At 51.9% G+C, this 23,913-nt stretch carries 18 protein-coding genes; 7 read left to right on the plus strand and 11 right to left on the minus strand.

The window, feature by feature from the left end; all coding sequences use genetic code 11:
* The first annotated feature begins 77 nt into the window (after nt 1-77).
* The 3 genes from VH413_17525 (at nt 78) to VH413_17535 (ending at nt 3,103) form a co-directional block, all read left to right on the plus strand.
* Entirely contained in the window at nt 78-899 is an 822-nt protein-coding gene (locus VH413_17525; GenBank protein HEX3800498.1) for a hypothetical protein, read from the plus strand.
* Nucleotides 900-989: 90 nt separating this feature from the next.
* Nucleotides 990-1,958 (plus strand): tartrate-resistant acid phosphatase type 5 family protein, encoded by a 969-nt coding sequence (locus VH413_17530; GenBank protein HEX3800499.1) that lies wholly within the window; start codon nt 990-992, stop codon nt 1,956-1,958.
* Between the two features lie 38 nt (nt 1,959-1,996).
* Nucleotides 1,997-3,103 carry an alkaline phosphatase family protein gene (locus VH413_17535; GenBank protein ID HEX3800500.1) on the plus strand — a complete coding sequence of 369 codons (1,107 nt, stop codon included), beginning with the start codon at nt 1,997-1,999 and terminating at the stop codon, nt 3,101-3,103.
* 36 nt (nt 3,104-3,139) lie between these two features.
* On the opposite strand, the gene VH413_17540 is transcribed toward VH413_17535, so the two are convergent.
* The 10 genes from VH413_17540 to VH413_17585 form a co-directional block, all read right to left on the minus strand.
* On the minus strand, nt 3,140-4,057 hold the full coding sequence (locus tag VH413_17540) for an NAD-dependent epimerase/dehydratase family protein (GenBank protein HEX3800501.1): 918 nt from the start codon (nt 4,055-4,057) through the stop codon (nt 3,140-3,142).
* Nucleotides 4,054-5,142 carry an aminoglycoside phosphotransferase family protein gene (locus tag VH413_17545; protein ID HEX3800502.1) on the minus strand — a complete coding sequence of 363 codons (1,089 nt, stop codon included), beginning with the start codon at nt 5,140-5,142 and terminating at the stop codon, nt 4,054-4,056. Before VH413_17545 ends, VH413_17540 begins: the two co-directional genes overlap by 4 nt.
* A complete protein-coding gene (locus VH413_17550) occupies nt 5,139-6,035 on the minus strand; it encodes a sugar phosphate nucleotidyltransferase (GenBank protein ID HEX3800503.1) in 897 nt (298 codons plus the stop codon). Before VH413_17550 ends, VH413_17545 begins: the two co-directional genes overlap by 4 nt.
* 9 nt (nt 6,036-6,044) lie before the next feature.
* A complete protein-coding gene (locus tag VH413_17555) occupies nt 6,045-7,994 on the minus strand; it encodes an enterotoxin (GenBank protein HEX3800504.1) in 1,950 nt (649 codons plus the stop codon).
* Between the two features lie 151 nt (nt 7,995-8,145).
* Nucleotides 8,146-8,979 (minus strand): prepilin-type N-terminal cleavage/methylation domain-containing protein, encoded by an 834-nt coding sequence (locus tag VH413_17560; protein HEX3800505.1) that lies wholly within the window; start codon nt 8,977-8,979, stop codon nt 8,146-8,148.
* A gap of 75 nt (nt 8,980-9,054) precedes the next feature.
* Nucleotides 9,055-11,712: an Ig-like domain-containing protein gene (locus VH413_17565; GenBank protein ID HEX3800506.1), complete on the minus strand. Its 2,658-nt coding sequence runs from the start codon at nt 11,710-11,712 to the stop codon at nt 9,055-9,057.
* 460 nt (nt 11,713-12,172) lie between these two features.
* On the minus strand, nt 12,173-14,884 hold the full coding sequence (locus VH413_17570; protein HEX3800507.1) for a discoidin domain-containing protein: 2,712 nt from the start codon (nt 14,882-14,884) through the stop codon (nt 12,173-12,175).
* 338 nt (nt 14,885-15,222) lie between these two features.
* Nucleotides 15,223-16,125, minus strand: coding sequence for a hypothetical protein (locus tag VH413_17575; protein HEX3800508.1), 903 nt, complete (start codon nt 16,123-16,125; stop codon nt 15,223-15,225).
* A gap of 72 nt (nt 16,126-16,197) precedes the next feature.
* Nucleotides 16,198-17,670 (minus strand): right-handed parallel beta-helix repeat-containing protein, encoded by a 1,473-nt coding sequence (locus VH413_17580; protein ID HEX3800509.1) that lies wholly within the window; start codon nt 17,668-17,670, stop codon nt 16,198-16,200.
* Nucleotides 17,671-18,446: 776 nt separating this feature from the next.
* Nucleotides 18,447-18,845, minus strand: coding sequence for a LuxR C-terminal-related transcriptional regulator (locus VH413_17585; GenBank protein ID HEX3800510.1), 399 nt, complete (start codon nt 18,843-18,845; stop codon nt 18,447-18,449).
* Between the two features lie 318 nt (nt 18,846-19,163).
* Between VH413_17585 and VH413_17590 the strand changes: the two genes are divergently transcribed.
* A complete protein-coding gene (locus tag VH413_17590) occupies nt 19,164-19,376 on the plus strand; it encodes a hypothetical protein (GenBank protein ID HEX3800511.1) in 213 nt (70 codons plus the stop codon).
* A gap of 7 nt (nt 19,377-19,383) precedes the next feature.
* Here the strand turns inward: VH413_17590 and VH413_17595 are convergent, their stop codons facing one another.
* On the minus strand, nt 19,384-19,683 hold the full coding sequence (locus VH413_17595; protein ID HEX3800512.1) for a helix-turn-helix transcriptional regulator: 300 nt from the start codon (nt 19,681-19,683) through the stop codon (nt 19,384-19,386).
* Between the two features lie 461 nt (nt 19,684-20,144).
* Here VH413_17595 and VH413_17600 point away from each other — a divergent pair, with 461 nt between their 5' ends.
* From VH413_17600 to VH413_17610, 3 genes are all read left to right on the plus strand, one after another.
* Nucleotides 20,145-20,774, plus strand: coding sequence for a sigma-70 family RNA polymerase sigma factor (locus VH413_17600; GenBank protein ID HEX3800513.1), 630 nt, complete (start codon nt 20,145-20,147; stop codon nt 20,772-20,774).
* Nucleotides 20,775-20,780: 6 nt separating this feature from the next.
* Nucleotides 20,781-20,990 (plus strand): hypothetical protein, encoded by a 210-nt coding sequence (locus VH413_17605; GenBank protein HEX3800514.1) that lies wholly within the window; start codon nt 20,781-20,783, stop codon nt 20,988-20,990.
* 285 nt (nt 20,991-21,275) lie between these two features.
* A complete protein-coding gene (locus tag VH413_17610; GenBank protein ID HEX3800515.1) occupies nt 21,276-23,858 on the plus strand; it encodes a glycosyltransferase family 9 protein in 2,583 nt (860 codons plus the stop codon).
* Nucleotides 23,859-23,913: the final 55 nt, after the last annotated feature.

The following is a 23,913-nucleotide window of genomic DNA, read 5'->3' on the forward strand; positions in this document are numbered from 1 at the left end:
CTGAACAAAAGCTTCGACCAGGCTCTCGCCGCGCCCGCTCCGTTGTCGCGGCTGGATTTACTCTTATTGAACTGCTGGTGGTCATCGCGATCATTGCGATTTTGGCGGCTCTGCTCTTGCCGGCGCTGGCTTCCGCCAAAGCAAAGGCCACCGCTGCGGCTTGTTTGAACAACCAAAAGCAATTAGCTTTGGCCTGGACCATGTATGCGGATGATAATAATGACCAGTTGGTTTACTTCAGCACCTATACACAAACCGGCAGTCTTTCGTCAGCGCCTCACGGCGTCCCTTGGCGCACTGATATTTACCATAATGAAATGGTCATCCCCGGATTGACACTTCCCCCAACGACTACACAGAACTGGATAATCGCCATTCAGAGGGGCTTCCAACAACCGACCCCCACCGTCGCCGGGCCGCTCTATAAGTATGCCTCGAACCCAGCCATCGTGCATTGCCCCGGCGACCTTCGCTACAAGAAACCCCTCGGCCAAGGCTTTGCCTGGGATAGTTACTCTGGCATGAACGGTTTGAATGGTGAATCGGGCGATTCCAGCACTCTATACAAACGAACCGAACTCCAGCACGGCAGCCAGCGAATTCTCTGGGCTGAGGGAAACGATAGCCGCGGAGAAAATGTGGGTTCGTGGGAAATGAATCCAGGGATCGCTCCCACTTTTGCCGGGGCTACCTTCGTGGATACGCCCGCCGCGTTCCATGTGAACAGCGCCACCTTCAGCTTTGCCGACGGGCATACCGAGAATCACAGATGGCTGGACGGACGAACGGTTGCCTTTGCGCGCGGCGGCGGGGACGCCACCGGCGCTGGCCTGCCTCCCGTGGGTGATGTGGACGCCAACTGGGTCGCCCTGCGTTATCCCAATACTGCAAACCCCTAAAGCAGAATACACGTTTAGACCCTGTTTATCTCATGCTAAATGATTTTTTTGCTTTGACTGGCCCGCCGCGTCAGAATATCCTTTTTGCACATGAAACATACGCGCCGCGAATTTGTTCGCGTTCTTTTTGTAGCGGGCCAGGCCGCCGTAGCTGCCAATTTTCTACCGGTTAATTTGCTGGCGGCGGTTTCTCCGCCGGAAATGGCATCAACGGGCCTGAATTTTCTTGTGTTCGGCGATTGGGGGCGCGGGGCGGAGCTGGATCAAGTCCAGGTGGCGGCACAAATGGCCAGCGCTGCCGAGCAACTGAAAGCGAAATTTGTCATTTCTGTCGGAGATAATTTCTACGAAAACGGCGTGGCTTCGGTCGAAGACCCGCAATGGCGCAAAACCTTTGAAGAGGTTTATCACGCCCCTTCACTGCAAGTCCCGTGGCATGTCATTCTTGGCAACCACGATTATCACGGCAACTGCGAAGCACAACTCGCCTACGGTAAAATCAATCCGCGCTGGAACATGCCCGCGCGATATTTTGTCCAGACTCACCGGATTGACGCCGTCACAACAGCGGACCTTTTTTACATTGATACGACGCCGATGATAAAAGGCTATTATCAAGACCCACGGCATAACACTCGCGCCAATGTGCTCACACAGGATGTTCCCGCGCAACTCGCCTGGTTGAAACAGGCGCTCTCAGCATCCCAGGCACAATGGAAAATCGTCATCGGCCATCATCCCATCTATTCCGGCAGCGGCTCTGGTGAGACGCCGGAACTGGTCGAGAGCGTGCTGCCGCTTCTGCACGAATACAAGGTCCAGGCATACTTCAATGGGCACGACCACAACCTGCAACATCTAATGGCTGGCGAGGTGAATCTTTTTGATTCAGGCGCTGGTTCGGCGGTGTCCCCGACCATTTTCAAAACCGGGCGGGCGAAATTCGCTCAGGCCTCCTCCGGCTTCATCGCCGCCACGTTGCAGTCCGACAAATTGATCGTGCGCATGATTGATAATGAGGGAAAAGCTCTTTATGTTACGGCAGTTGGCCGCGCTTAACCGCGGCACCGTGTAAATTTGCCGGACGGTCCGTAATTATGAAAAACTATTTGTGGTCGTCTCTGATTCTTCTGTTCTTTTTAATCGTGGTGGCGGGAGAAATGCGCGTTATTGGAGCACCGGCCACGGATGCGCAAACGGTCCAACAAATTGGCTCTGTATTCGTGATCGCGCTGGAAAACCATAACTTTACCCAGCCTCATCCCACTAAGGAACCGCAACAACTTCGGGGCAATCCGGCCGCGCCTTACATCAACAGCCTCATCACTCCGGGCAATTCCAATGCGGCGGAAGTTTCCTACGCCATGAGATATTACAATGCGGGCAAAGGCGTCCATCCCTCGGAATGCAGCTACGTATGGAGCGAGGCCGGTTCTGATTTTAACATCCATACCGATGCCGACCCCAATCCGGTGGACAATAATGTTTTTAATGTGCCGCATCTCACGAGGCTTATGAATGCCGCGCACATTCTCTGGAAAAGTTATCAGGAAGATTTCGAATTTGCCCGCCTGCCCACCAGCAGCGTCTCCGGCAAAACCATGATTCCAAATCTCTACAATCACGTGGCGAGGTATGCCTACGCGGTGAAACACAATCCAATGGCTTTCTTCAACGACACACGTTATCAAAATATGTATTCGCTGACCAATTTGGCACAGGATTTGGCCAATAACATGGTCGGACGTTATAACTGGATTACTCCGAATGTTTGGAATGACATGCACAGCGCCTTGAGCGAAGGCTTCGATTATCACGGCGCGCATTACACCAAGCAACAGGCAGAGGTCGCTCAAGGCGATAATTTTCTTTCCATCCTCATTCCACAAATCATGGCGTCCCGCGCTTACAAGTATAATGGCGCCATCATCATCTGGACGGATGAAACCGAAGGCGGAGACGATACCAACTACGCGCTTCCGGAAATCGTCATCTCGCCGCTGGCCAAAGGCAACGCCTATGCCAGCAGCAAAGTGATGAGCCATTCGTCCGATTTGAAAACAATGCTGGAAATCTTCGATCTGACTTTTACTTCAAATGCGGTTCCCGCAGCGGAAACCAATGCTCTTGGCGGATACAATAACGTGGCGACGGTGAACGACCTAAGCGATCTGTTTGTGAGACCTTCACCACAGGGCGAATAAAATCTGCGGTCGGTCTCGCCCCTGCCCTTTGGCGAGTTAAGTTTTCCGTTGAAAAAACTCGATCGTGCTCCGCAAATGATTTTCGAAATCTTCCGGGGCCGTGAAGCCGGCGGCTGAAAGTTTTTCCGTGGCCGCCAGGGAATGTTTCACATCTCCCAGGCGCTCGGGCCCGTGTTGGATGACGGATTGGGACCCGGCCAGCCGGCAGATTGCAGAAGCCAGGAGATTGATTGTGATTTTTTGGCCGCAGCCCACATTGAAAACTCCGTTCGTCCGGGATTGCGTGCCCATAAACATATTCGCGGCGGCAATGTCTTTTACATAAATAAAATCACGGGTCTGTTCGCCGTCGCCGTGGATCACGATGGGTTTATTTTTGAGCGCACGCTCGATGAAAATTGGCACAGCCGCCGCGTAGGCACTTTGGGGATTCTGGCGCGGGCCGAAGACGTTGAAGTAGCGGAGGCAGGCGGTTGCCAGGCGTCCTTCGGTGGTAAACATTTTACAATAATATTCGCCGTCCAGTTTGGTGATTGCGTACGGACTTTTTGGTTCTGGAATCATGGTCTCCACTTTTGGAGTCACCGGATTGTCTCCGTAAATCGCGGCGGAACTGCTGAAGACCAGCTTCTCAACTTTCGCGCGCGCCGCTTCCTCCAGAACGATCAATGTGCCGGCGGTATTGATCTCGTTGCATTCGATCGGACTCAACATGGATTCCGGAACGCTGATCATCGCGGCCAGATGAAAAACATAATCCACATTCTTCATGGCTTCGCGAACTGCGCTGCGGTCGCAAATCGAACCTTCGATGAATTCATGCTTGAGCCCGGCCAAATTGTCCTTAAAACCGGAACGTAAATTGTCCAGCACGCGCACTTCGGCGATGTCCTGCAAACATTCGACGATATGACTACCGATAAAACCCGCGCCCCCCGTGACCAACGCCCTCACAGCAGATCCTCTACCAGTTTGTTCATCTCCGATTCCTGCTTTTCAATGGATTCCACCAGCTTGAATTGAGTGCGGCAGCGGTCCAGGTTGTGGCCGTTATGGTGTATCTTGAAATAGGTATCGCCACCCAGGAAATCCACGAGGAAGCGAATACCAATCTCAAAGGTGATCAACTTTCCGGCAAAGGCCAGGAGACGCTTCTCATCCGCAGTGAGAAAATCCGCGGCCGACGCTAGATACCCGCGCACGAGAGCTTCAAACATGGGAAAGTGCATTTTGACCTTGATCAGATCGAGTTCATCCTCTTTGGTTGGGCTGGTGGTCGTGCGCACCATATCGCCGAAATCGTAAAGCGCGAGTCCGGGCATCAAGGTGTCCAGGTCCACCACGCAAATACCTTCGCCGGTCTTGTCATCGAGCATGATGTTGTTGAATTTGGTGTCGTTATGAGTGACGCGTTCCGGCAGGTTCGCCTCAATCAAACCACCCACGATGGCAGCCCTTTGCAATGCGAAATCAATTTCGCGCTTCGCCGATGCGGCGCGGTTCATCGTGTCCGCTTCTATCGCCTTTACGAGTGCGGCAAACCGCTTGGGCGTGTGATGAAAATCGGGAATGGTATCGTGCAGGCGCGGGGCGGGCAAATCCGCCAGGAGCCGTTGAAATTGCCCGTAGGCTTTGGCAGCTTCATAGGCTTGCTTGGGGGATTCCACGGCGTCATACGAGCGCGCTTTCTCAATGAAAAGATAGGCGCGCCAATAATTGCCGAGTTCGTCGTGAAAATACGCGGCTCCGTTTCGCGCACGAACCAAGGTCAGCACGCGCCGGCTGAAGTCCCGCTGGCTGGCGAGCTTCGCGGCCAGGTGCGCCGTAACTCTTTGGATGTTTTCCATCAGCAAAACCGGATTTTTAAAAATGCCGTGATTGATGCGCTGGAAAATATAACGGGTGCTGGTTCCCGCTTGGTCAAACGTCACGCAATAGGTGTCATTGATATGGCCGCTCCCGTACGGTTCGGCGGCGCGAAATTCACCGGCGATCTGAAATTGCGCGGCGACCGCGCGAACATTGTGCTTCAAATTCATGCCCACATTCTTTCCGGATATTCGCCCTGGCGGATCAGCCGCCGGATGCCTTCGACTACGAAGGGACGATCCTCCCGGTAAGTCACGCCGAACCACGCGGAATTGGTCGGCAATACTTTTACCCGCTTTTCTCCGCTGCGAATCAAATGGTTTATGACACTGGGGATATAAAATTCCGCCGCTGCATCCGTGCCGCGCGCTTCCAGAAACGCCACAAATTGTTGGCGCAATGCTTCAAAAACATCGGGGTTAAAACCCCACATGTTCATCGAGACCATCTCGCTGCCGGTTAAAACCTGAAATTCTCCGCTCCCATCTTTATAACGAATGGTCAAATCATGTTTCTCGATGCCCGTGATCTCCCGCACACTTTCGATGTGACCATCGTCCAACTGGCACACGCCGCGCGCGACGCTGCCAAATTCGGAAAGCGTGTTGCGCAAAACGAAACCGGCCATCGCGTAGTCGGGGTTGCCCGGCTGGAGATGTTCCGCCAACAAGCGGAACGATTGCGCGCCATAGAAGTCATCAGCATTGATCACGCCAAACGGTTCCTGGATCGCGGAAGCGGCCGTCAAAATGGCGTGGCCGGTGCCCCAGGGTTTTTGCCGCCCGGGCGGAGCCGTCATGCCCGAGGGCAAATCGTTCAATTCCTGGAAAACATATTTTACCGCGACGCTTTTCTCGAAACGGCCGCCCACCTTTTCCCGAAATGCTTTTTCAATGTCGCGCCGAATCACAAATACCAGTTGATCAAAGCCGGCACGAATCGCGTCGTGCACCGAATAGTCAATGATCGTCTCGCCACCGGGTCCGATGGGATCCATCTGCTTGAGGCCGCCGTAACGGTTGCCCATGCCTGCCGCCAAAATAAGTAAGGTTCGTTTAGTCATCTATCAAGGTCACTTGGTTTCCAACACCAGAACTTCAAACGGTTTCAACTGGAAGGTGTGAACGGAACCAGCACCGGCTTCAATCACGGGCTCGCTTCGCTCGTTTTTCCACGGCCGGGTGAAGCGAAAGCTTTTTGGCGCTTTTGCTGGGAGTTCAAAAATGGCGCTCAGATCAGCGTTGAAACTGGCGGGTTGATCGCTGGGATTGCGCAGAACCAAAATGCCCTTGCGATGGTTCCACGAAGCCCAACCATAAACTTCATTTTGGGCGGGATCGCCGCCGATCCAATGAGTGTCCACCAGCACATCCGCATTGGCGCGTGCCCACTTCGCGGCTTCAGCAAGATCATCCCAATTCTGCGCGTTCATCAAACGCGGTGTGATGTACATCTCCTGCAACTGCGTGCCGGTGCCGAAAAATTCCCGGACTTCATCGGCAAAATCCGCGTCACTGGTCGTGGTTAATTTGTTCGCGTTCGTCGCATAAATAATCCCGTGCAGCATGATCGAATTCAGCGGATACAACGGCCCGCGCTGGACGACGTTCTTATAGGTTTGAGTATCGCGATACGTTATCCATTGTTGACGATCCGACCCCTTGCCGGCGAAACTGTGATCGGCACCTGCCCGCCACGTCGAATCCACATACAACAGCCAAAAAGGCGACGGCCAGGTTCCGACGGTTTGACTGATGTAAATCTCGGGCCGGGCGGCGCGCAAATCCCCGATGAGTCGCAGCATTGCGTCGCCGTCGCGAGTAAGTCCATTGGCAGCGGCTTTTCCACCTGCGGACAAACCGTCGAACTTGAACTGGTTGACGCCGTACTTCTCTGCCATCTCCAAAACGATTTCATGAAAGCGCTGATAATATTTTGGCCCGGCGAGCGAGAAACCGTTGGCGTTGGTTTCGTATCCAAACTGAGTGGCAAATTTCACCCGCTGCCGCTTGGCCTCGTCATAACCGCCAAAAGGAGAGATCCAAACGCCAATGCCGGCATCGTATTTTGCCGCCTCCGCCTTCAACGGAGTAAAGCCGTCGGAAAAACCGCTGTGAAATTTCCAGAGCGATTTATTGTCGTCCCAACCGTCATCAAACAGAAACGAATTCATGCGCACATGCCGTTGCTGCACGAGTTGATGGCCGAACTGATCAATTGCGTCCAAGGCTTCGGCCTGGTCGTATTTGCGCTTGTCCCAGGCAATGTCGTACCAGGAATTATAATGAAGAAATGGGCGGTAGGGATGAGCGCGTTCCCGCTCGACGTATTGCAGGAAGCCCCGGCGAAGCTGGCCGGCTGGAACCACACCCGCGACGCAGCTTTGGGTGAGAGTCTCGCCTGCTTTTAAAACGGCGTTGCGCAGAAAAGCACAACGGACCGAGGCATTTGTCCCGACCGTGTTCCGCGCCATCGGGTGTTCATAGCCGAAGAAGAAATTATCAGCTACAACCGGCGAGCCATCCACCGTGCCGGTTACTTTTGCACCCAGAACGGTGGCATCGAACAACACGATTTCTTTCACGAGCACGTCCTTGTCCACGGCATGAAGCGATAATTCCTGGCGGACGTACGTGGAACCATCGCGCAAAATGACCCGCCACTCGGCGGAAAGATTTTTTTCGGGATCGGCAAATTTTGCGAGCAGTTGTCGGCCGCCTTCATGTTTCGCCAAGGCGGGCGATCCTGGTTCTGGTTTCAGCGATTCAATCACCGGAGGCGTGATCAGGCGGAAATCGGCGGACTTCAAAATTGTTCCGTCCCCCAGTTCAATTTCAAAACATTGATCGCCGAGCGCGAGCGATTTTCCGTTTAATTTATCGTCGAGCCGCGTGGGGCGCAGGTTTTCGTTTGCAACCGTCCCATGCCACGCGATGGATTTGTTTTCCAAATGAACTTCGCCGCCGCGCAGCCAGCCCGTGCTGATAAGCATTATGGCAAAAATGGGAGCAAATTTTTTCATGTTCTGTGTCATTGAAATAATGTCCCTGGCCACGGGAAATAGACCCAACGCCAGTGCGGAATTAATTTTGTTCGCGGAATTTTATCCAGGTCGCGACCGGCGGAAAGGAACGGCTTGGCCATTGCGATTTATTGCTAAAGACTTTGACGGGCTATTTCGGGTTCGGAATGGTTCCCGGAGTTACCCAGTTCGCATGCCAGGTCAGCGTCCATAAATTCTGCAACTTTACGGAACTGGCGTGGCCATCTACAAAAGCCACGTTGATGCCTCCGGGCAAACCCACACTGGACGTGATGGCGCGCGGCGCGCTCAAGGGCGCAATGCCGCCATGGCGCGCAATGGTGAACCGCCCCATGTCCGTGCTGCCATTACCGTTGTAGAGATCTTTTGACGGCCCCTCGGTTTCTTTCGGCCAGCCGTCAATCCACATGGCGTCGGCAAACAACGGCGTATTGGACACGTCGGGCACCCCGGATTCTCCACCGCCGAATTTCCAGCTTGAAGGCGTTCCCAAAAGATCTGCGGTTGAATAAGTGCCGGTGTATAACCAGCCATTGAAGGCGTAGCTTCCCTGATAATTGGTGGTGCTGGGAGCCCAGTGCCACATCTGATTCGCGGTGCCGTAGGTATAGGTCAGGCTCGAATCGGTGCGCGTGGTGGGAGTGGCGGCATCCGGGCACGTTCTGACGGCATCCACTTGCGAATGGTAAGCCAGTAATTCCGCCATCCACAGATTATAATTAGCGCTGTAATCGAATTGGTTCGAAAAATCTCCGACATACATGATATCGGCTAGAGACATCTGCTTGATGTTGCTGATACACTGGATGTCCTTGGCCTTCATTTTCGCGCGTGCCAACGCCGGCAAGAGCAACCCCGCCAAAATAGCGATGATGGCGATGACCACGAGAAGTTCAATCAAGGTGAAGCCATGGACACCACAACCGCGCCGCTGCCGCAAAGGGTTTTTTTTATTTTGTTTCATAGCGGAAAAAAGTGGCCGTAATTTCCGGGCCGGAAAGCGCCATCCGCGCCTCCCGGCCCCGGGAAAAGAAACCATTTATCGTTTAAGCCGGAAGAATTGGCTGCCACCAGACGATGGAATGATGTACGGGCTGGTGGCGACCACGTCCGCCCAGGATCCGCCCGAGGGTGAGGAGCTGGATTGCAACGTCGCCGCCGTATCCCAAATCAAGGCTGATTTTCCGCCCGGCACAGTCTGGATGGTCAGTTGACCCAAAGGCAAAGCCGCGACCACTACGGGCGTGGCATTGGTGTAAGTGATCACGCTGCCGTCAGCGGACGCGGTGTTGAGCGCCACAAATCCGGGAGTCTGGCCTTGCCAGAAAAAGGTGATCACATCGTTCGTGGTCGGAAAGACCGGCGTGCCGTCCGTGGGATTGAGCACGTTCTTCGAGAAGCTGAATTCGAAGTCATCTCCCGGCGCGGCTGGCGCACTCAGGAAATTGAGCGTGGCCGACAGCGAACCTTCATTGAACCCGCCGTTCTTTTCCTGATAACCGAAACCGCTTTGAATCAGCATTTCGGAACCGAGGGCCGAATAACCGGTGCTGGGGTCGTTATCGGTGTTGAAGAACATGTTGACGTAAGCCGGGAAATATCCGTTGGCGGGCGGAATGTCATGATAGAGCATGACGCGAAAGTAATAATTGTCCGCGTCGTCATACACGTAAATGTTCTGAAAATCCGCGGCGCCATCCTGGCCGCTGGGGCCACTGTAAACGGGCGTCATGCCGGACCAATCGTCGAAATTACCGTCAATGATAATTTTCGGCGACAGCGAAATCGAGCTATGCGTGGCGTTGGCGAAAAGATCATTCACCCCGTTGATCGCCAGCGAATAATTGGTGCCGATGGTCAAGGGCGCGCTCGTCGTCAGTGTAATTTGATTTGCGCCCGTGATGGCCGCGCTCGTCACACTGACTCCACCGCTCAACGCATAATTGGAAGCCACGCCCGCCGTGGTGGCATCCACCGGCTCCGAGAATTGAAGCACGATTTCTGATCCACCGGCGGTGACGTTGGTCACGGCAGCGGCAATCGTATCGCGCAAGACCGTCAGCACTGCCGTGCGGCTGTTGGTCGAGCTTGCGGGATTGCTTACGGCGACATAATAGCCGCCCGCATCCGTGAGCGAGGCGTTGGAAATGGAATAATTATCGTTGGTGGCGTCGGGAATCATGCCCGCTCCATTGTACCATTGAAACAATATCGGCGCAGAACCGGTGGCCGCCACGCTGAAAGTGACCGGGCGGCCTTGAACAATATATTGGTCGGCAGGTTGCGTCGTGTCCGTAATGCTCACCGGCGTGCTGACGACCGTCAACACCGCGGCGCGCGTGATATTCGTGCCCTCCGCATTCGACACCGTTAGCGCGTAATCGCCCGCATCCGTCCCCAGCACCAGAGGAATAGTGAAGCTCGCATTGGTGGCATTGGTGATCGCATCTCCGTCCTTCACCCATTGATAACTCAACGAACTGCCAAGCACGTCGGAAGTGAACGTCACCATTTGTCCGGCCACCACGCTTTGATCCGCCGGAAGACTGTTGTCCACAATCACGGGCGCGTATTGCGCAGCTGCCGTGAGCGACAACCCAAAAACCATGTCCGCGCTGCTGCCCGGCGCCTGATGAGTTTCCACTTCGAGAATGTTATCGCCAATCTGCAAATTGCCGGTGGAAAAACCCAGCACGGTCACGCCACCTTGGGGTGAATTGGTTCCCGTAGCCGCCGTGCCGTAAGCAACCGCCCCTGCGGGCATCCGAATCCGGCGTGTCTCAACGCCATTCACATAATAGACCGCTCCGTCACTGATATAATTCGAAGCAACCAGCGCAATATTTGCCGTTTCATAATTCCAATTAAAATGCGTGCGGAAATAATAAGTGGTGGGGCCGGAAGTCAGCGGAGTCTGAATAGCTGGATAGGAGCCCGGTGAAGAAGTATAGCCAAACAGGCCCGAGCCAGCAGCCCAGGGCGATTGGCTGTCGTCATAAGCCTGATCCAGCCAGTTCGTGCCAAGATCAGTTCCCGACGCATTTACTTGCCACGGCGTATTCTCCAAATCAACCAGCGTAAGATTATTCGTCAATTCCGCCGGCTCCGTGGCAAAAGTATAAGTGAAACCACCGGCCGGCGAAGGCAGCCATTGGTTTCCCGAGGTTTCGCCGGTTTCCAAAACCAGCGCAATGGGATTGGTGACAAACACCGAAGCGCCATTGGCCGCATAAACCGCCGAGCGGGAAATCCGCACTTCAAATTCCGTTGCCGCGACAGTGGGAGCCGCTTCCCAATCCAACCCCGTGATGGCACCCGCATTGAAAGTGCTGTTGGTTTCGCGATAAGCATTGCCGCTTTGGATCAGCATTTCCGAACCGATGCCGTTGGCACCGTAACCGATCGCAGCGTTGTCATCGGCATCAATAAAGATGTTTTGCTTGGACGTGAATGGATTGGCGGCCCGATAAAGGCTGAAACGGATATACAGATAATCATTATCGTTGGCGATGGACAGGTCCTTGAAGGAAACCACCGAATTGGTCAGGTCAACTTCAGTGTCCACCACCGGAACTCCAGTCCAGTCGCCGAAGCTGCCATCAATGGTGATATGCTTGAACGTGCCGGCAACAGCCCCGCTGCCAAACACGCAAAATGCGGACAGCATCGCGAGCGCGTAAAATGTTTTCTTTATCATAGAATTTTTTCCGGTTGGGATCGTAGCGGTTAAGGATTGGCTAATTATTTTGCAACTATGGAGCGACTCTAAGGTCGTCAACAAGTCGCGTCAAGTATAATTTATCACATGATAAATTGAGCTTTTTAACACAATCCAAGGGGTTAAATTCGCGGGAAAATGCTGCCAAACCTCGTGTCCTGTAAAGTGTTCTGACGGTTTTTTGAATTTTTATGCTTGCGCAAGCAGCGCGTGAGACAGTGCGCTTTTTAAAAAAAGTGAAAAATATTTAAGAAAATTTTTTGGAAATATCACGCCTTGTTTTGCAGCTTAAGGAAATCCTGCGCCGAGTGAAAACTTCCCCCCAAGGACGATGCCCGAACTTTCCAAATCATTCTGGAAAAAAAGCCCGGCCATTATAAGTGGCCGGGCTGCGTATCGCTCTGCGAATTCGAGAATCGTTCAGTAGCGCGCGTTCTGTCTAGTCGTACTTATTCGCCGGAGTGGGCGTTGCTGTTCCCGCTTTGATCGGCGCACCCGGTTTGTAAAGCGTCAACTCGTGAATAGACCATGAAAGGCCATCCACGGAACCGGTTTGCGTGATGCGAATGAACTTGGCTTCAGCCGGTTTGAAACCGATTTCAGTCGTGGCGCGAGTGCCGCGTCCTTCGGAAACCGGTTCGCCCCAGCTTTTTCCGTCATTCGATAATTGAACTTTGTAGTCGCGAGGATAATCGTTGCTTGAACTTCCCGCCGTGAGACGCATTCCGGTTATCAAGGTTGTTTGCGGCAATTCGATTTGATACCACATACCGGGCTTTTGCGGCGCATCCGTGGTGAATCGGGTGTTGATGTCCCCATCCAATGCCAGCGGCGCACTCGCGGAATGATCGCTCGCCGTCGCCTTCCAACCCGTGTGGCTGGTTATCACCTGGGGCACGCAGGCATCCAATTCTTCCTCTGTCCAGGGCTCCTTGTGCTCTTTGATGGCGTTGCGCACGCGATAAACATCGCTTGGCCTGACGATCGGCGCGGAATTGCCGAAGCTATTGCGCACATAGGACGCGACCGACGCCACCCACTCATCGTCGTTATTTTCCATGGGAACCATCAGCGCATCGTAAGTCTTGCCGTTCACCGGTCCCTTCAACCCTTTTAGGATCACGCTGATGATGCCATCGCTCATGTCGGTGGCGAACTTGTTTCGGGCAAAAGGCGGAGCAATCGTGGCGCCGGGCTTGCCGCCTTGCAACGGAGCGCCTTCGCCATTTTGGCCGTGGCACGCGAAGCAAAGCTCCTTGTAAATCACTTCTCCGCGCTCCAGGACTCTCCGCTCACCCGTTGACGTGACGCGATTGAACGTACGCCGGGGCTCATGGATTTGGGGACCGAGTTCCTTGACGCCTTCGGAGGGATTCGAGGCGATGATGGCCTGAATCATATTGGTCGAGTCCGGCCATTTAAGATAATTGGCCGTCAACATGACCTGAATGACGACGCTGGGATCGGGATCGTTAGTCAGCGATTTTACATCCGGCACCAGCGATTGATCGCCGCGCTTGTAAAGTGATTCACTGACGCGAATGGCCGCCGCGCGAACGTGGCCATCGGCATCCTTGAGCGCACCGCGAACCAAATCCGGTTGGGCCGCGTTCATGCCTTCCAAAGTCCAAAGCGCATCCAGTCGCGCGAGTGGATTGGAATTCTTCTGGACCATGCTAACCAATGCCGGCACGGCGCTTTTGTTATCGCGCAGAACGAGTAATTTTTGAGCGGTATCACGCCACCAGCCGTTGGGATGAGTCAGATAGGTTACCAATTTAGCCGGAGAAGCATCCAGCATGTGCGGCTGCGGACCGGGTTTGAAATCCTTGTGCCGCAACCGCCAGATGCGTCCACGTCCAACATTATTTTCGAGCCCATATTTCTGGATCTTGGGACGCAGGAAGGAACCGGGTTTGGTCCATTCCGACTCCTGAATGATGCCATGATACATGTCCACGATATAAAGAGTGCCATCGGGCGCCGTAACCACGTTGACCGGACGGAAATTGGCATCCGTCGAACGGATGAATTCCGATTTGTCATACGGGTTGATTAAATGGGTGATGCCATCTTTGACTTCAATCTTCGCGCGTCGTACCAGACGGCCTACCGGTTCGCCGAAAATCATATTACCCTTCAAATCCTCCGGCAGCCGATCTCCGCGATAGATTTCAACTCCCGCGCAGGAGGTGATATGATTCAACGTGTTATCTTCTGAACGAAAACGCGAGACGCCCCCTTGCACATCCGCCAGGCCAACCAGCGGCCACACTTGCATAAAACTTTGCGTGGGTTCGCTCGGCACTTTCAACCCGCCGTAGATGACCGGCACTTGAAAATCCTTTGGCCCCTGTTCATCACTCGCATTCACCACGAACAGCTTGCCGTAATCATCCTGCGTAATGCCCCATTGGCCGCCATTAGCCGGGGTGGTTTCTTTGAGGACATTGGTTCCATTGGCGCGAAGGCGGTAGGCATTGACGGTCTGGTAAATCCAGTTGTCCCGATCCCAAATCAAGCCGCTTTGTTGATGCTCCAGATTGCCGCCCCGTTTTCCACCGGCGTAAAAAAGTTCTTTTTTGTCCGCGACGCCAGTTCCTTTAGTATCGCGGTACAGCCAAATATCCTCGGAATCCGTTTCGTTGACCAAAACGCCGTCGTCCAATGGCAAAACCATGCGCGGCAGCAAAAGATTATCTACAAAGACCGTGTGCTTGTCGTAAACCCCGTTGTGTTTGCTGGACCAATGCATCGAAATCCGGCTGCTCTTCGCATGCTCATTGGTGCCATTGATGTCCAGCATGTAGCTTCGCATCTCCGCCACATACATGCGCCCGTTTCCGTCGAATGCCGCCGCCACTGGTTCCTGGATAATGGGATCACCGACAACCAATTCCATGCTATAGCCATCCTGCATCTTGAACGTCTTCGCTTCGTCCACGGCAGAAAGATAAGGCAGTTTGATGACCGTCGGCGTGGTGTTGGTATCCGGCGCGTCAGCCGCATGGCTGGGCTGGGCCATCAATCCGCCCAGAACTAAAATTCCCAGGGCGAACATTAACTGGCGGGGGTTTGTCACGGACATAGAGTGCTTTCTATAAAAAGCATTGCGAATGCGCAATGCGGTATCATTTTTTGGTTTATTCACAAATTTGCTTTGATTGCGTTTTATCGTGTACATGGAAAATTCGTAAAAAATTGCGAATCGTCGCATGGGCTTAAAGCTCTCTTTATTTATGAGTTCAACCGCTAAAGTTCAATCCCCGTTAACGGGGATGGCGATATGCCAAAAAATCGCAGATGCGTTTCGCCCGATTAGAAATTGAAACTGTAAATCGGAAGTGCTCCGGAGAAAACATGGAGTTCTTAATTCATTCGGGAGTGAGACTGAAGTGGTTTTGGTGAGCGCACGCGTTTCCAATACGAGGGGCAACCACGCTTCCCTCAATATCGGCTTTGCACTTAACAAAATTCAACGAATAGAAATCAGTCGCTTCCCTTTCGATGCGCAATCGTTTCAGCCAAGGCTGCCTGAGCCCGATCGTGCAGATCGCCCGACGGAAAAGCATTGACCCACTCCGTCGCAGATGAACTGTCATTCCACGCCCATTGTTTCACCACATTTACCGCGGCTTCGTCCTGGGCCGCTCCAGGAGCGATTTCGGTGCTCACAATGGCTGCGGCTTTTTGCGGATCCGACCTCGCTTCGGCATTGGCCACGCGGGCGAAGTAATCATCCCGTTCGGAACCGGCGGGCAAAGTTGCGACCCAATTTTCCAGTGGCTGCAAATCGCTATCCGCCCATTGCTGGGCCAAATTTTCCACCATGATCTGAAGCCGGGGAGCGTTGATGGGGCATTGCTCGAGAACCTGAACAGCACGAGGCGCATCCGTGGTGGCGATTGAGAAACAAACATAACTGACCATGGTGTCACGTTCCAGCGGATCGCCGGGCGCGGGCGGCAAATGGGAAGCCCACGATTGCGCATCATCCGGGCTCAGAGTAGCCCATGTCTGCGCCACGACCATCATCATGTCGGAACGCCATTGGGGCACATTCAGCGACTGCGCAAAAGCCGCCGCCGCTTTGGGGTCCATGCGCACCAGTGCCGGTACTAAATCATTGTAAACCTTGTTTTGATCGTAGGGATTGCCGGATGAAAGCAATGCCATTATCTGGTCTCGCAGCCGCTGTGGGGTAAGCTCGGTGAAATCGCCGGAAACGGCCGCCGGTTTGGCTGAGGCACTCTGGCTGTTTTCGCCCTGCATTGCCGGGCTAGTCATGGCGGAAATAACGTCTCTCTTATGCGAAGAGGAAAGCTTGAAAGACAAAAATAGCACGATGCACAAACCCAATCCGCCTGCGAGCAGAAGCTTATTTATTTTCATAATCTAAAAACATGTTTTCGCATTTCAGACTGCCCGGCCTTTTAAAGAGGCCGGGCAGCTATTCACGTTAATTTATTGAACTTTGCACGACGACACCGTGTCATTCGCATTAGGAGACAAGGTCGTAAAGTTCGGCGTATCCGAGGTCAACGTCCACGACGTCCCACTAAAGTTGTCGTCGGAATACATAATGAGAGTCCGCCCGCTGGGCACTCTCACTGACGAAGCCGAATCATTCGCACAGCCCAACGCCGCAAGTTGGGAAAGCGTGTACGTTCCCACTCCTAAAGTCTGGCTGGCGGTTCCGCCGTAGTTGATATCGGAGAAGAACATGACTCCCGTTCCAGTCTGCCAGCTGTTCCCACTCAGCGTGGTGGTAAAAGTGCCGGTCGCGCTGTTCAAGAATGCAACCTGGCCGCTGTTCAAACTCTGGACGGTGTTGGTTTTGATTGTTGCCGAACCGCGGGCGCCGGATTCGATCCAAAGCCCCGTCAATCCGGGATGATTAATGGTATTATTGTTAAAGGTATAGGTGCCATCAGACATGGTGACGCCATACTTTAACGTGCTTTTTATCGTATTTCCCGTGACGGTCGCAGTTGAGTTATCCTGAAGCCGGATGCCCGCCTCATTGTCATTATTGGTGCCACCGCCCACACAGGTGTTCCCACTGATCACCGCGTTTTGAACGATCCCGCCAATGCTCCCTTCACCGCCGAAAATGCCGCAGATGATGTCGCTTTGATAGGCATTGGTGATGAAATTGTTTTGCACGGTGGAGTTGGTGCCGCCGGCAATGCGCACGCCGTTGGCCGCATATGCTCCGGATGAGACGCAATTCAGGACTTTGGCGTTGACCATGTTTACCCGGCCACTGCCGGTGGGAATCTGGGAATTGATCGCGAATTCATCGTCGCCCGCATGATACCCCTTGCAACTCTGAATGGTCAGGTTGGCCCCCAAGCCATTGGGCCCGTCGCTGTTGTTGATGTTCAAGCCGTCGGCAAACGTATTTGTCACCACGCAATTCTGAATAGTTCCACTGGATCCGGTGGCCCACATCCCGGCGTCGGAATGTTGGATTTGAACACGCTGCATTAACCAGCCGACACCGTTCACACTAAAACCGTAGTCAGCATTCACACCTCTGGCCGTGCCGTTGCCGTCAACTCCAAGGTCTTGCACCGTGCATCGCGTCACGTGAATGGTGGTGTCGGTCGAGCCGGACTTTTGGCGATAAATGACACTGGACGTCATTCCCGCTCCGGCGATGAGAATTCCCGTCGCACTTAAAGAACCGGTGACTTTATAAGTCCCCGATGGAATCCAGACCCCCTTTCCCTGAGTTTGGGCGGCGTTGATGCAACTCTGAATGGCGGATGTGTTATCACTCGACCCCGTGCTCGCTCCATAAGTAATGATCGAGAGAGTATTCGCCGGCTGGCTTTGGGCGCTAACATTGGCGGTAGAGAGATTAAAAACGATAATTCCCGATAACAACGAAGACACACATAAACGGCTAATAATGGCTTTAATGGTTTTCATATTTATTTCGAGTAACTTGTCGGTAACATGATGACAGGCACGATTTGCAGCGTGCCTAACGATTTTGTTTAGAATTGTTGATTTAGACGGAATATTTTTGCAGCTTTATTTCTTATAGAGTTAGCTTCTTGAAGCACTTAACGGCAAAAACATTGATAGACAAAATGCTTGTGGCAATTTGAGTGATACGCAGACACGAGCTTTTTTATTGTTATACACAAACCAAAGCTGGAGGCGCTTTTGTAGAAATCTGAAGGGGACAGATTATAAGATTAGCAAGGATCTTTTGTAGTTTTCATTTTTTTGGTAGCTATTTGTTTAGAGGCATTGATGAAACGTGTTGTCTGGCACTAATTCGGAAGCTGAGAAATAAAGCGCATCGGCAGCCTGATTGCCTGGGCGTTGATGATTTCTTGGGCTTGCTGGAAGCCTAGACTATCCAACCGTTCTTGCCTACTTCCGAAAGCGGGTATTGCCCTTGCCGAAATCGGGTATACTATTTAGGCTTCCGGTCCCAGCTAACTGGCTATTGCGTTGCCTGCATTAACCCCTTTGAAGGTTCGTCTTTCTGGCTCTGTTATAGCCTTTCTGCGATACGGTCATCCCGCCAAAGCCATGCCCCGCTTATAGGTATCGTGCCCAGCCCTCAAGCCTCCGACGGCAAAATCCACCATGGGAGGCTCTTGCCTTAGTGCAACCAATGGCCGCGGTGGGGCATTGGCGGAAGCCAGTTGGTGAAAAGCGCCCCTATGAAAACTGGACATCGCCAGTGAAATTCAGTCTTTCTCCAGCTGATTCGATCGCAGACTGATGGCGGCAAGCTTTGACGCTTGCCAGTAGTTGGCAATTGCCTCGATGCGGTTGCTGACATCTAATTTCTTACAAATTTGCTTTACGTAACTTCGCACAGTTTCTTCACTGATGTTCAGCTTGACGGCAATGTTTCTGTAAACAAGGCCCGTAGCCAACAGATCAAACACCTGCTGTTCTCTAGGCGATAGATCCTCTATTCTTTTGGACAAGACGTCCAAATCGCGGCACTGTTGCAATAATGTACGGACGGCGGAAGTTTTCATGGGCGCGTCACCGTCATCGGCCTTGGAGATTGCCTGCGTTGGAAAATTATGTCCGCAAACGTCGAGTGAATTGAAAAAGCGCCGCCGCGAATGCGGCATTCACAACCAAGCTGCGCCGTCAGGCGCGCCGATTTGCCGTCTCACATGTTATTATGAGGAATTCGCTTCGGGTCGTTTGCTTCCGAAAATTTTCGGGCTAACCCACTGAGAAAGTTTAACGACACAAAGATTTTTTACTTTGGTAGGAGTGGCGGCTGGTTTTGCAATCATGAATCAGGATTCTCAAATCATCATTGGTGAACGTCACGGATGGGGTGATCCCCAGCCCTTTAGCATAACCGGGCTGCCCGGCCAAATCCGACAGCAGAGTCTCGCGCGTTTGAGCGCCATGCTGCCTGATGGATAGTTTGTTCTTATGTGCCGAGAAACCTGGTCGTCACAACAGGCAAGCTGGCTGATTCCTATAAGATTATTGAAGTGGTGAAAACCCTTCGCTTTGATGCACTGCCATTTAAACAGCAGATCCTTCTTGTTTTTTATATTTTCAGTATGGATCCAGTAAAATTCGCTCATTCATTTCAAATGCGCGAAGGGGGATCATTTTTGAAAACAAGCGCGGTACAAATTTAGCGTCCATTCAATTCACATTATTCAATCTTGCGGTTGGCTCTGGCAAATTCTCTAACGATTGGAAAAGCATGTACAACGGAAGCTTCAATGCTTTGGCCAAATTTTGAATGCTGCGTAATGAAATATTTCTCGTTCCGCGTTCAACATCGGATATGTATGTTCGATGCAGCCCGGATCGAAAAGCCAATTCCTCCTGCGAGACCCCCTGCGTTTTTCGAAAACTCCTAATCGCGAGTCCAAATTGTTTCGTTACGTCACTATCATTGACGATGGGGTTGATTAAATTATTGAAATTGTTCGTTTCCATTTGAGTATAAAAATTGGAATTCGAATTACATAACTCTCTACGCTGGGAAATGTGGCCATCTTTCAAAAAAACATCCTGATCCAATATTTTTTCGGATCGCGAAGTTCAAATTGTCCGTCAAATCCCGCATAGCGCAGAAATTTTTATGTGATAAGGTCACCGCAATCCATTAAGATAACCAAGTCGGCCCCGGAAGACCGACTTGGTTTAACCATCCCTCACCCTTTTTCCCCGTCCCCAAAAGATGATACGTATCAAAAAAACAAATCTTTCATTTGAATTAAAAAATTTGCCGAACCGGTCGCCCACCCAGCTGTTCAGCGTTCACCTTATGGTTGCCTACGTGACTTTTCGTCATTTTGCGCTCTAAACGCTTAAATTCTTTTGATTCTCGGGGATTATTTTGAAAGAATCCTGAATGTAGCCCGTATCCTTAATATGTGCCGGATGACAAATTTAAAATGAAAGCTGTCGAGAGGATCATCCCGACGCGCAAATCCTTGTTGAGCCGGCTGCGAAAGGGGCAGGACAATGAAAGCTGGAAGGCATTTTTCGATACTTATTGGAAATTGATTTACACGACTTCACTTCGAGCGGGACTCAACGACGCCGAAGCACAGGATGTCGTGCAGGAAACTGTTTTGTCGGTATTCAAGAGCATGCCGAACTTTCATTACGATCCAGAGAAAGGCTTATTTCGCGCATGGCTTCTTAAACTGACTCGCTGGCGGATTACCGACCAACTCCGAAAGAGGCAAAGGTTCATCCAGGCTACCGACTCCGACACGCGAACCACCGGCATGGGCGCTTCAGGAATTGATCAAATCGCGGACCCTGCGAGCGCCACGCTGGAAGCTGTATGGAGTGAAGAATGGGAACAAACCTTAATGGATGCGGCGATTGATCGTGTGAAAAAGAAGGTGGATCCGGAGCATTTTCAAGTTTTCGATCTTTATGTTGTAAAAAAATGGCCTGTGTTGAAGGTCGCCCGGACGCTGAAGATAAATCCAGGGAAGGTTTACCTGATCAAACATCGAATTGGTAATGCGATTAAAATTGAAATAAAAAAATTAGAATTCAGTCCAATTTAAGTAATTATGAAAAATGTCGCAGCACCGCTGAAGCACCGGGATCAGTGGGTCAATTCAAATCGAAACCGATTGGATGACTCTGACCGTGTGCCGCAAGGATATGAACGTACTGCCCGGCAGTTGCATGAAGTGAAGCGGCACATGCTGAAACGGCTTTCTTTTCTATTTAAAGAACAAGCCCAGCCTTGCTTTCCCAAGGATCTCCACAAACAATAATAAAGCCTAAACAATAATGAACACCCTCACAAAGCCCGCTATCAAAAGCCCTGAACTCTTGACTCCAGGTTTTAGCCCTCGGCCAAAGCCGGCGGCCAGAAAAAAAATGGGCCCTCAAGCAGATGATGATTCCTCTCCTTCGCCCGATCACAGCCCAATGCCTTATACTCCCAGTCCCAGCCCCAGTCCCGACAATAAATTACGCGGCAAGTAAGACGTTAAATTCGTCATAGTCATCGGTGGCTTCCTAACTTTAACTCGTTAGGGTCAGGTATTCTTTCGATCATGCAAAAGCGCAAGCTGCTTCTCAAATGCGGCCTTTCTTTGGGTGATATTGTGATGTTGACAGCGGCGGTGCGCGATCTGCACATCGCTTATCCCGGCAGCTTTTTAACTGATGTAAAAACGCCTTTTCCAACCATTTGGGAAAATAATCCTCACATCACGCCTCTTTCAACCGATGATCCCGAAGTAGAGATAATCGATTGTTCGTACCCGCTTATAAATCGGTGCAACAATACTCCGTATCATTGCCTTCACGGATTTATAGAGTTTCTTAATGAACGCTTGAATCTGGCAATCAGACCCAGCGTATTCAAGGGTGATATTTACCTTTCGGGCTTGGAAAAAAGCTGGTTTTCGCAAGTTTATGAACTGACCAACGCTAACATTCCATTTTGGATCGTTGCGGCAGGCGGAAAATATGATGTCACGATCAAATGGTGGGAGTCGGGGCGATATCAGGCTGTTGTTGACCATTTCAAGGATAAGATTCAGTTCGTCCAGGTCGGTGACCGTGGACATCATCATCCCAAATTGAGCGGCACGATTGATTTGCGCGGAAAAACCGATCTCCGACAGCTAATCCGTCTGGTTCATCATGCTCAAGGAATTCTTTGTTCCGTCACGGGGCTGATGCACTTATGTTCTGCAGTTGAAACGAAATCAAACGGAATTACAAACCGCCCTTGTGTCGTAGTCGCAGGAGGTCGTGAACCCGCGCACTGGGAGGCTTATCCTGACCACCAATTTATCCATACCAATGGCGCGCTGGCCTGCTGCCAAAATGGCGGGTGTTGGAAAGACAGGACCGTCCGGCTGAATGACGGAGACGAAAGAGATCAAAAGAACCGTTTATGTGTGGATGTCGCGGAGGGCATCGCGCGCTGCATGTCCATGATCACTCCCGCGCATGTGATCAGTCGAATTAAAACGTATTTTGATGGAGGCGTCCTGCGATATTTGAATGCCACGGAGGGTCGTGCGGCAGACGGCGGCGTTCGTGCAAGCTCCAAAAACTCCTATGACGAACAATCCTTAAATTTATCAAGTGCCGGGTTAGCTTGTGATGCTTTTATTAAACAAATACCACCCTATCCTGACATTTTCAAAGGACGCGGCATCGTGATTTGCGGAGGCGGGGCAAGGTATTTCACTAACGCTTGGGTTTGCATCAACATGCTCCGGCGCCACGGGTGCCACCTTCCGATCGAGTTGTGGTATTTAGGCGAGCGGGAATTGGATGACGAAATGAAGGCCGTCATAGAGCCCTTGAATGTTAAATGCGTTGATGCCTTTGAAATGCGAAAGAAATTTCCGATTCGACGGCTGGGCGGCTGGGAGTCGAAGGCTTACGCGATTCTCCATTCAAAATTTCAGGAGGTGATTTTTCTCGACGCGGATAACGTGCCAGTTGCCAATCCAGAATATTTATTTGATTCAAAAGAATATCAAAAGACGGGCGCAATATTCTGGCCAGACTATGACCGGCCGGCCGGCCATCAGCCAACGGTCTGGAAAAGCTGTGGCATAAGACGGCCAAAAGAACCGGAGTTTGAATCAGGACAGATCGTCGTGGACAAAAAACGCTGCTGGGAAGCTCTGTCTTTAGCCGTATGGTTCAACGCCAATTCTGATTTCTATTATCAATATATTCATGGCGATAAAGAGACGTTTCATCTCGCGTTTAGAAAATTAAAAACTCCCTATTCTCTAGTTCACATCCCGATTCACACTCTTGAAGCAACGATGTGCCAGCATGATTTTGACGGGCGACGCATCTTCCAACATCGGAACATGGATAAATGGGACTACCTGCTGATGAATCGCAAAGTTGAGGACTTCTGGTTGGAACAGGAGTGTCACGATTACATTGTCCAGCTAAGGCGCGTTTGGGATGGCGGCTGTAAGAAACTGCGTAAAATATTTCCGCGACGATCTTTTTCCATCAAGCCAAGAAAGACCGCGAGCATCGCCGCCGTGATGACCTCCTTTGGCGAAAGAAAACGTCTTAGGAAACAAACGATCAAGAATCTCCAACAAACCGATTGGGGCGATCGACCAATTCATATTCAAATTGACACCGAACGGGACCTTGATGATGCCGAGCGATACCTGCGTTGCGCTTACCTAGCATTGAAAAAAGGACTCAATTTCAAAACCGATTTCATTCTGTTGATCGCCGATGATTTGGAGTTTAACCAGCAGATCGGCTTCAATCTGGATGCGTGGGAACCACTTCAACGCCGGGAGGGCACAGTCGCCACCCTATATAATTTTCACGCGCGCGAATTAGCATTTGACGTTGCCAGGCACACGAGAATCATTGACCCCGGCGCTTTTACTCGCAGCCGCGCCTATTTGTTTTCCCGCGAGAGTGTTCGTCTTCTCCTGAACCGTTGGAAAGGTATTGAAGGAAGTATTGAAACGAAAATTTGGCACCTGACCCGCAGATTAAATCAACCGGTTTATTCTTATGCGCCTTCGCTGGCTCAACACGTGGGAACCAAAAGTATTTGCGGAAACCATTTTCACAGAGCACCGGATTTCGACGCGAATTGGGTACATCCAGATCACGGACCGGCCTAGCCGTCCGTATCACCTGCTCCAATTTTGCATTGATTGGAGGTGCTGGCTTGCTTCA

The organism is Verrucomicrobiia bacterium (assembly GCA_036268055.1).
GTDB lineage: Bacteria > Verrucomicrobiota > Verrucomicrobiia > Limisphaerales > Pedosphaeraceae > DATAUW01.

Excerpts from the sequence above, each read along its gene's own strand:
- VH413_17530 (HEX3800499.1), top strand. The coding sequence starts at position 990 with ATGAAACATACGCGCCGCGAATTTGTTCGCGTTCTTTTTGTAGCGGGC.
- VH413_17535 (HEX3800500.1), top strand. The coding sequence starts at position 1,997 with ATGAAAAACTATTTGTGGTCGTCTCTGATTCTTCTGTTCTTTTTAATC.
- VH413_17545 (HEX3800502.1), bottom strand. The coding sequence starts at position 5,142 with ATGAATTTGAAGCACAATGTTCGCGCGGTCGCCGCGCAATTTCAGATC.
- VH413_17550 (HEX3800503.1), bottom strand. The coding sequence starts at position 6,035 with ATGACTAAACGAACCTTACTTATTTTGGCGGCAGGCATGGGCAACCGT.
- VH413_17555 (HEX3800504.1), bottom strand. The coding sequence starts at position 7,994 with ATGAAAAAATTTGCTCCCATTTTTGCCATAATGCTTATCAGCACGGGC.
- VH413_17560 (HEX3800505.1), bottom strand. The coding sequence starts at position 8,979 with ATGAAACAAAATAAAAAAAACCCTTTGCGGCAGCGGCGCGGTTGTGGT.
- VH413_17565 (HEX3800506.1), bottom strand. The coding sequence starts at position 11,712 with ATGATAAAGAAAACATTTTACGCGCTCGCGATGCTGTCCGCATTTTGC.
- VH413_17575 (HEX3800508.1), bottom strand. The coding sequence starts at position 16,125 with ATGAAAATAAATAAGCTTCTGCTCGCAGGCGGATTGGGTTTGTGCATC.
- VH413_17580 (HEX3800509.1), bottom strand. The coding sequence starts at position 17,670 with ATGAAAACCATTAAAGCCATTATTAGCCGTTTATGTGTGTCTTCGTTG.
- VH413_17585 (HEX3800510.1), bottom strand. The coding sequence starts at position 18,845 with ATGCCGCATTCGCGGCGGCGCTTTTTCAATTCACTCGACGTTTGCGGA.
- VH413_17595 (HEX3800512.1), bottom strand. The coding sequence starts at position 19,683 with ATGGAAACGAACAATTTCAATAATTTAATCAACCCCATCGTCAATGAT.
- VH413_17600 (HEX3800513.1), top strand. The coding sequence starts at position 20,145 with ATGAAAGCTGTCGAGAGGATCATCCCGACGCGCAAATCCTTGTTGAGC.
- VH413_17605 (HEX3800514.1), top strand. The coding sequence starts at position 20,781 with ATGAAAAATGTCGCAGCACCGCTGAAGCACCGGGATCAGTGGGTCAAT.
- VH413_17610 (HEX3800515.1), top strand. The coding sequence starts at position 21,276 with ATGCAAAAGCGCAAGCTGCTTCTCAAATGCGGCCTTTCTTTGGGTGAT.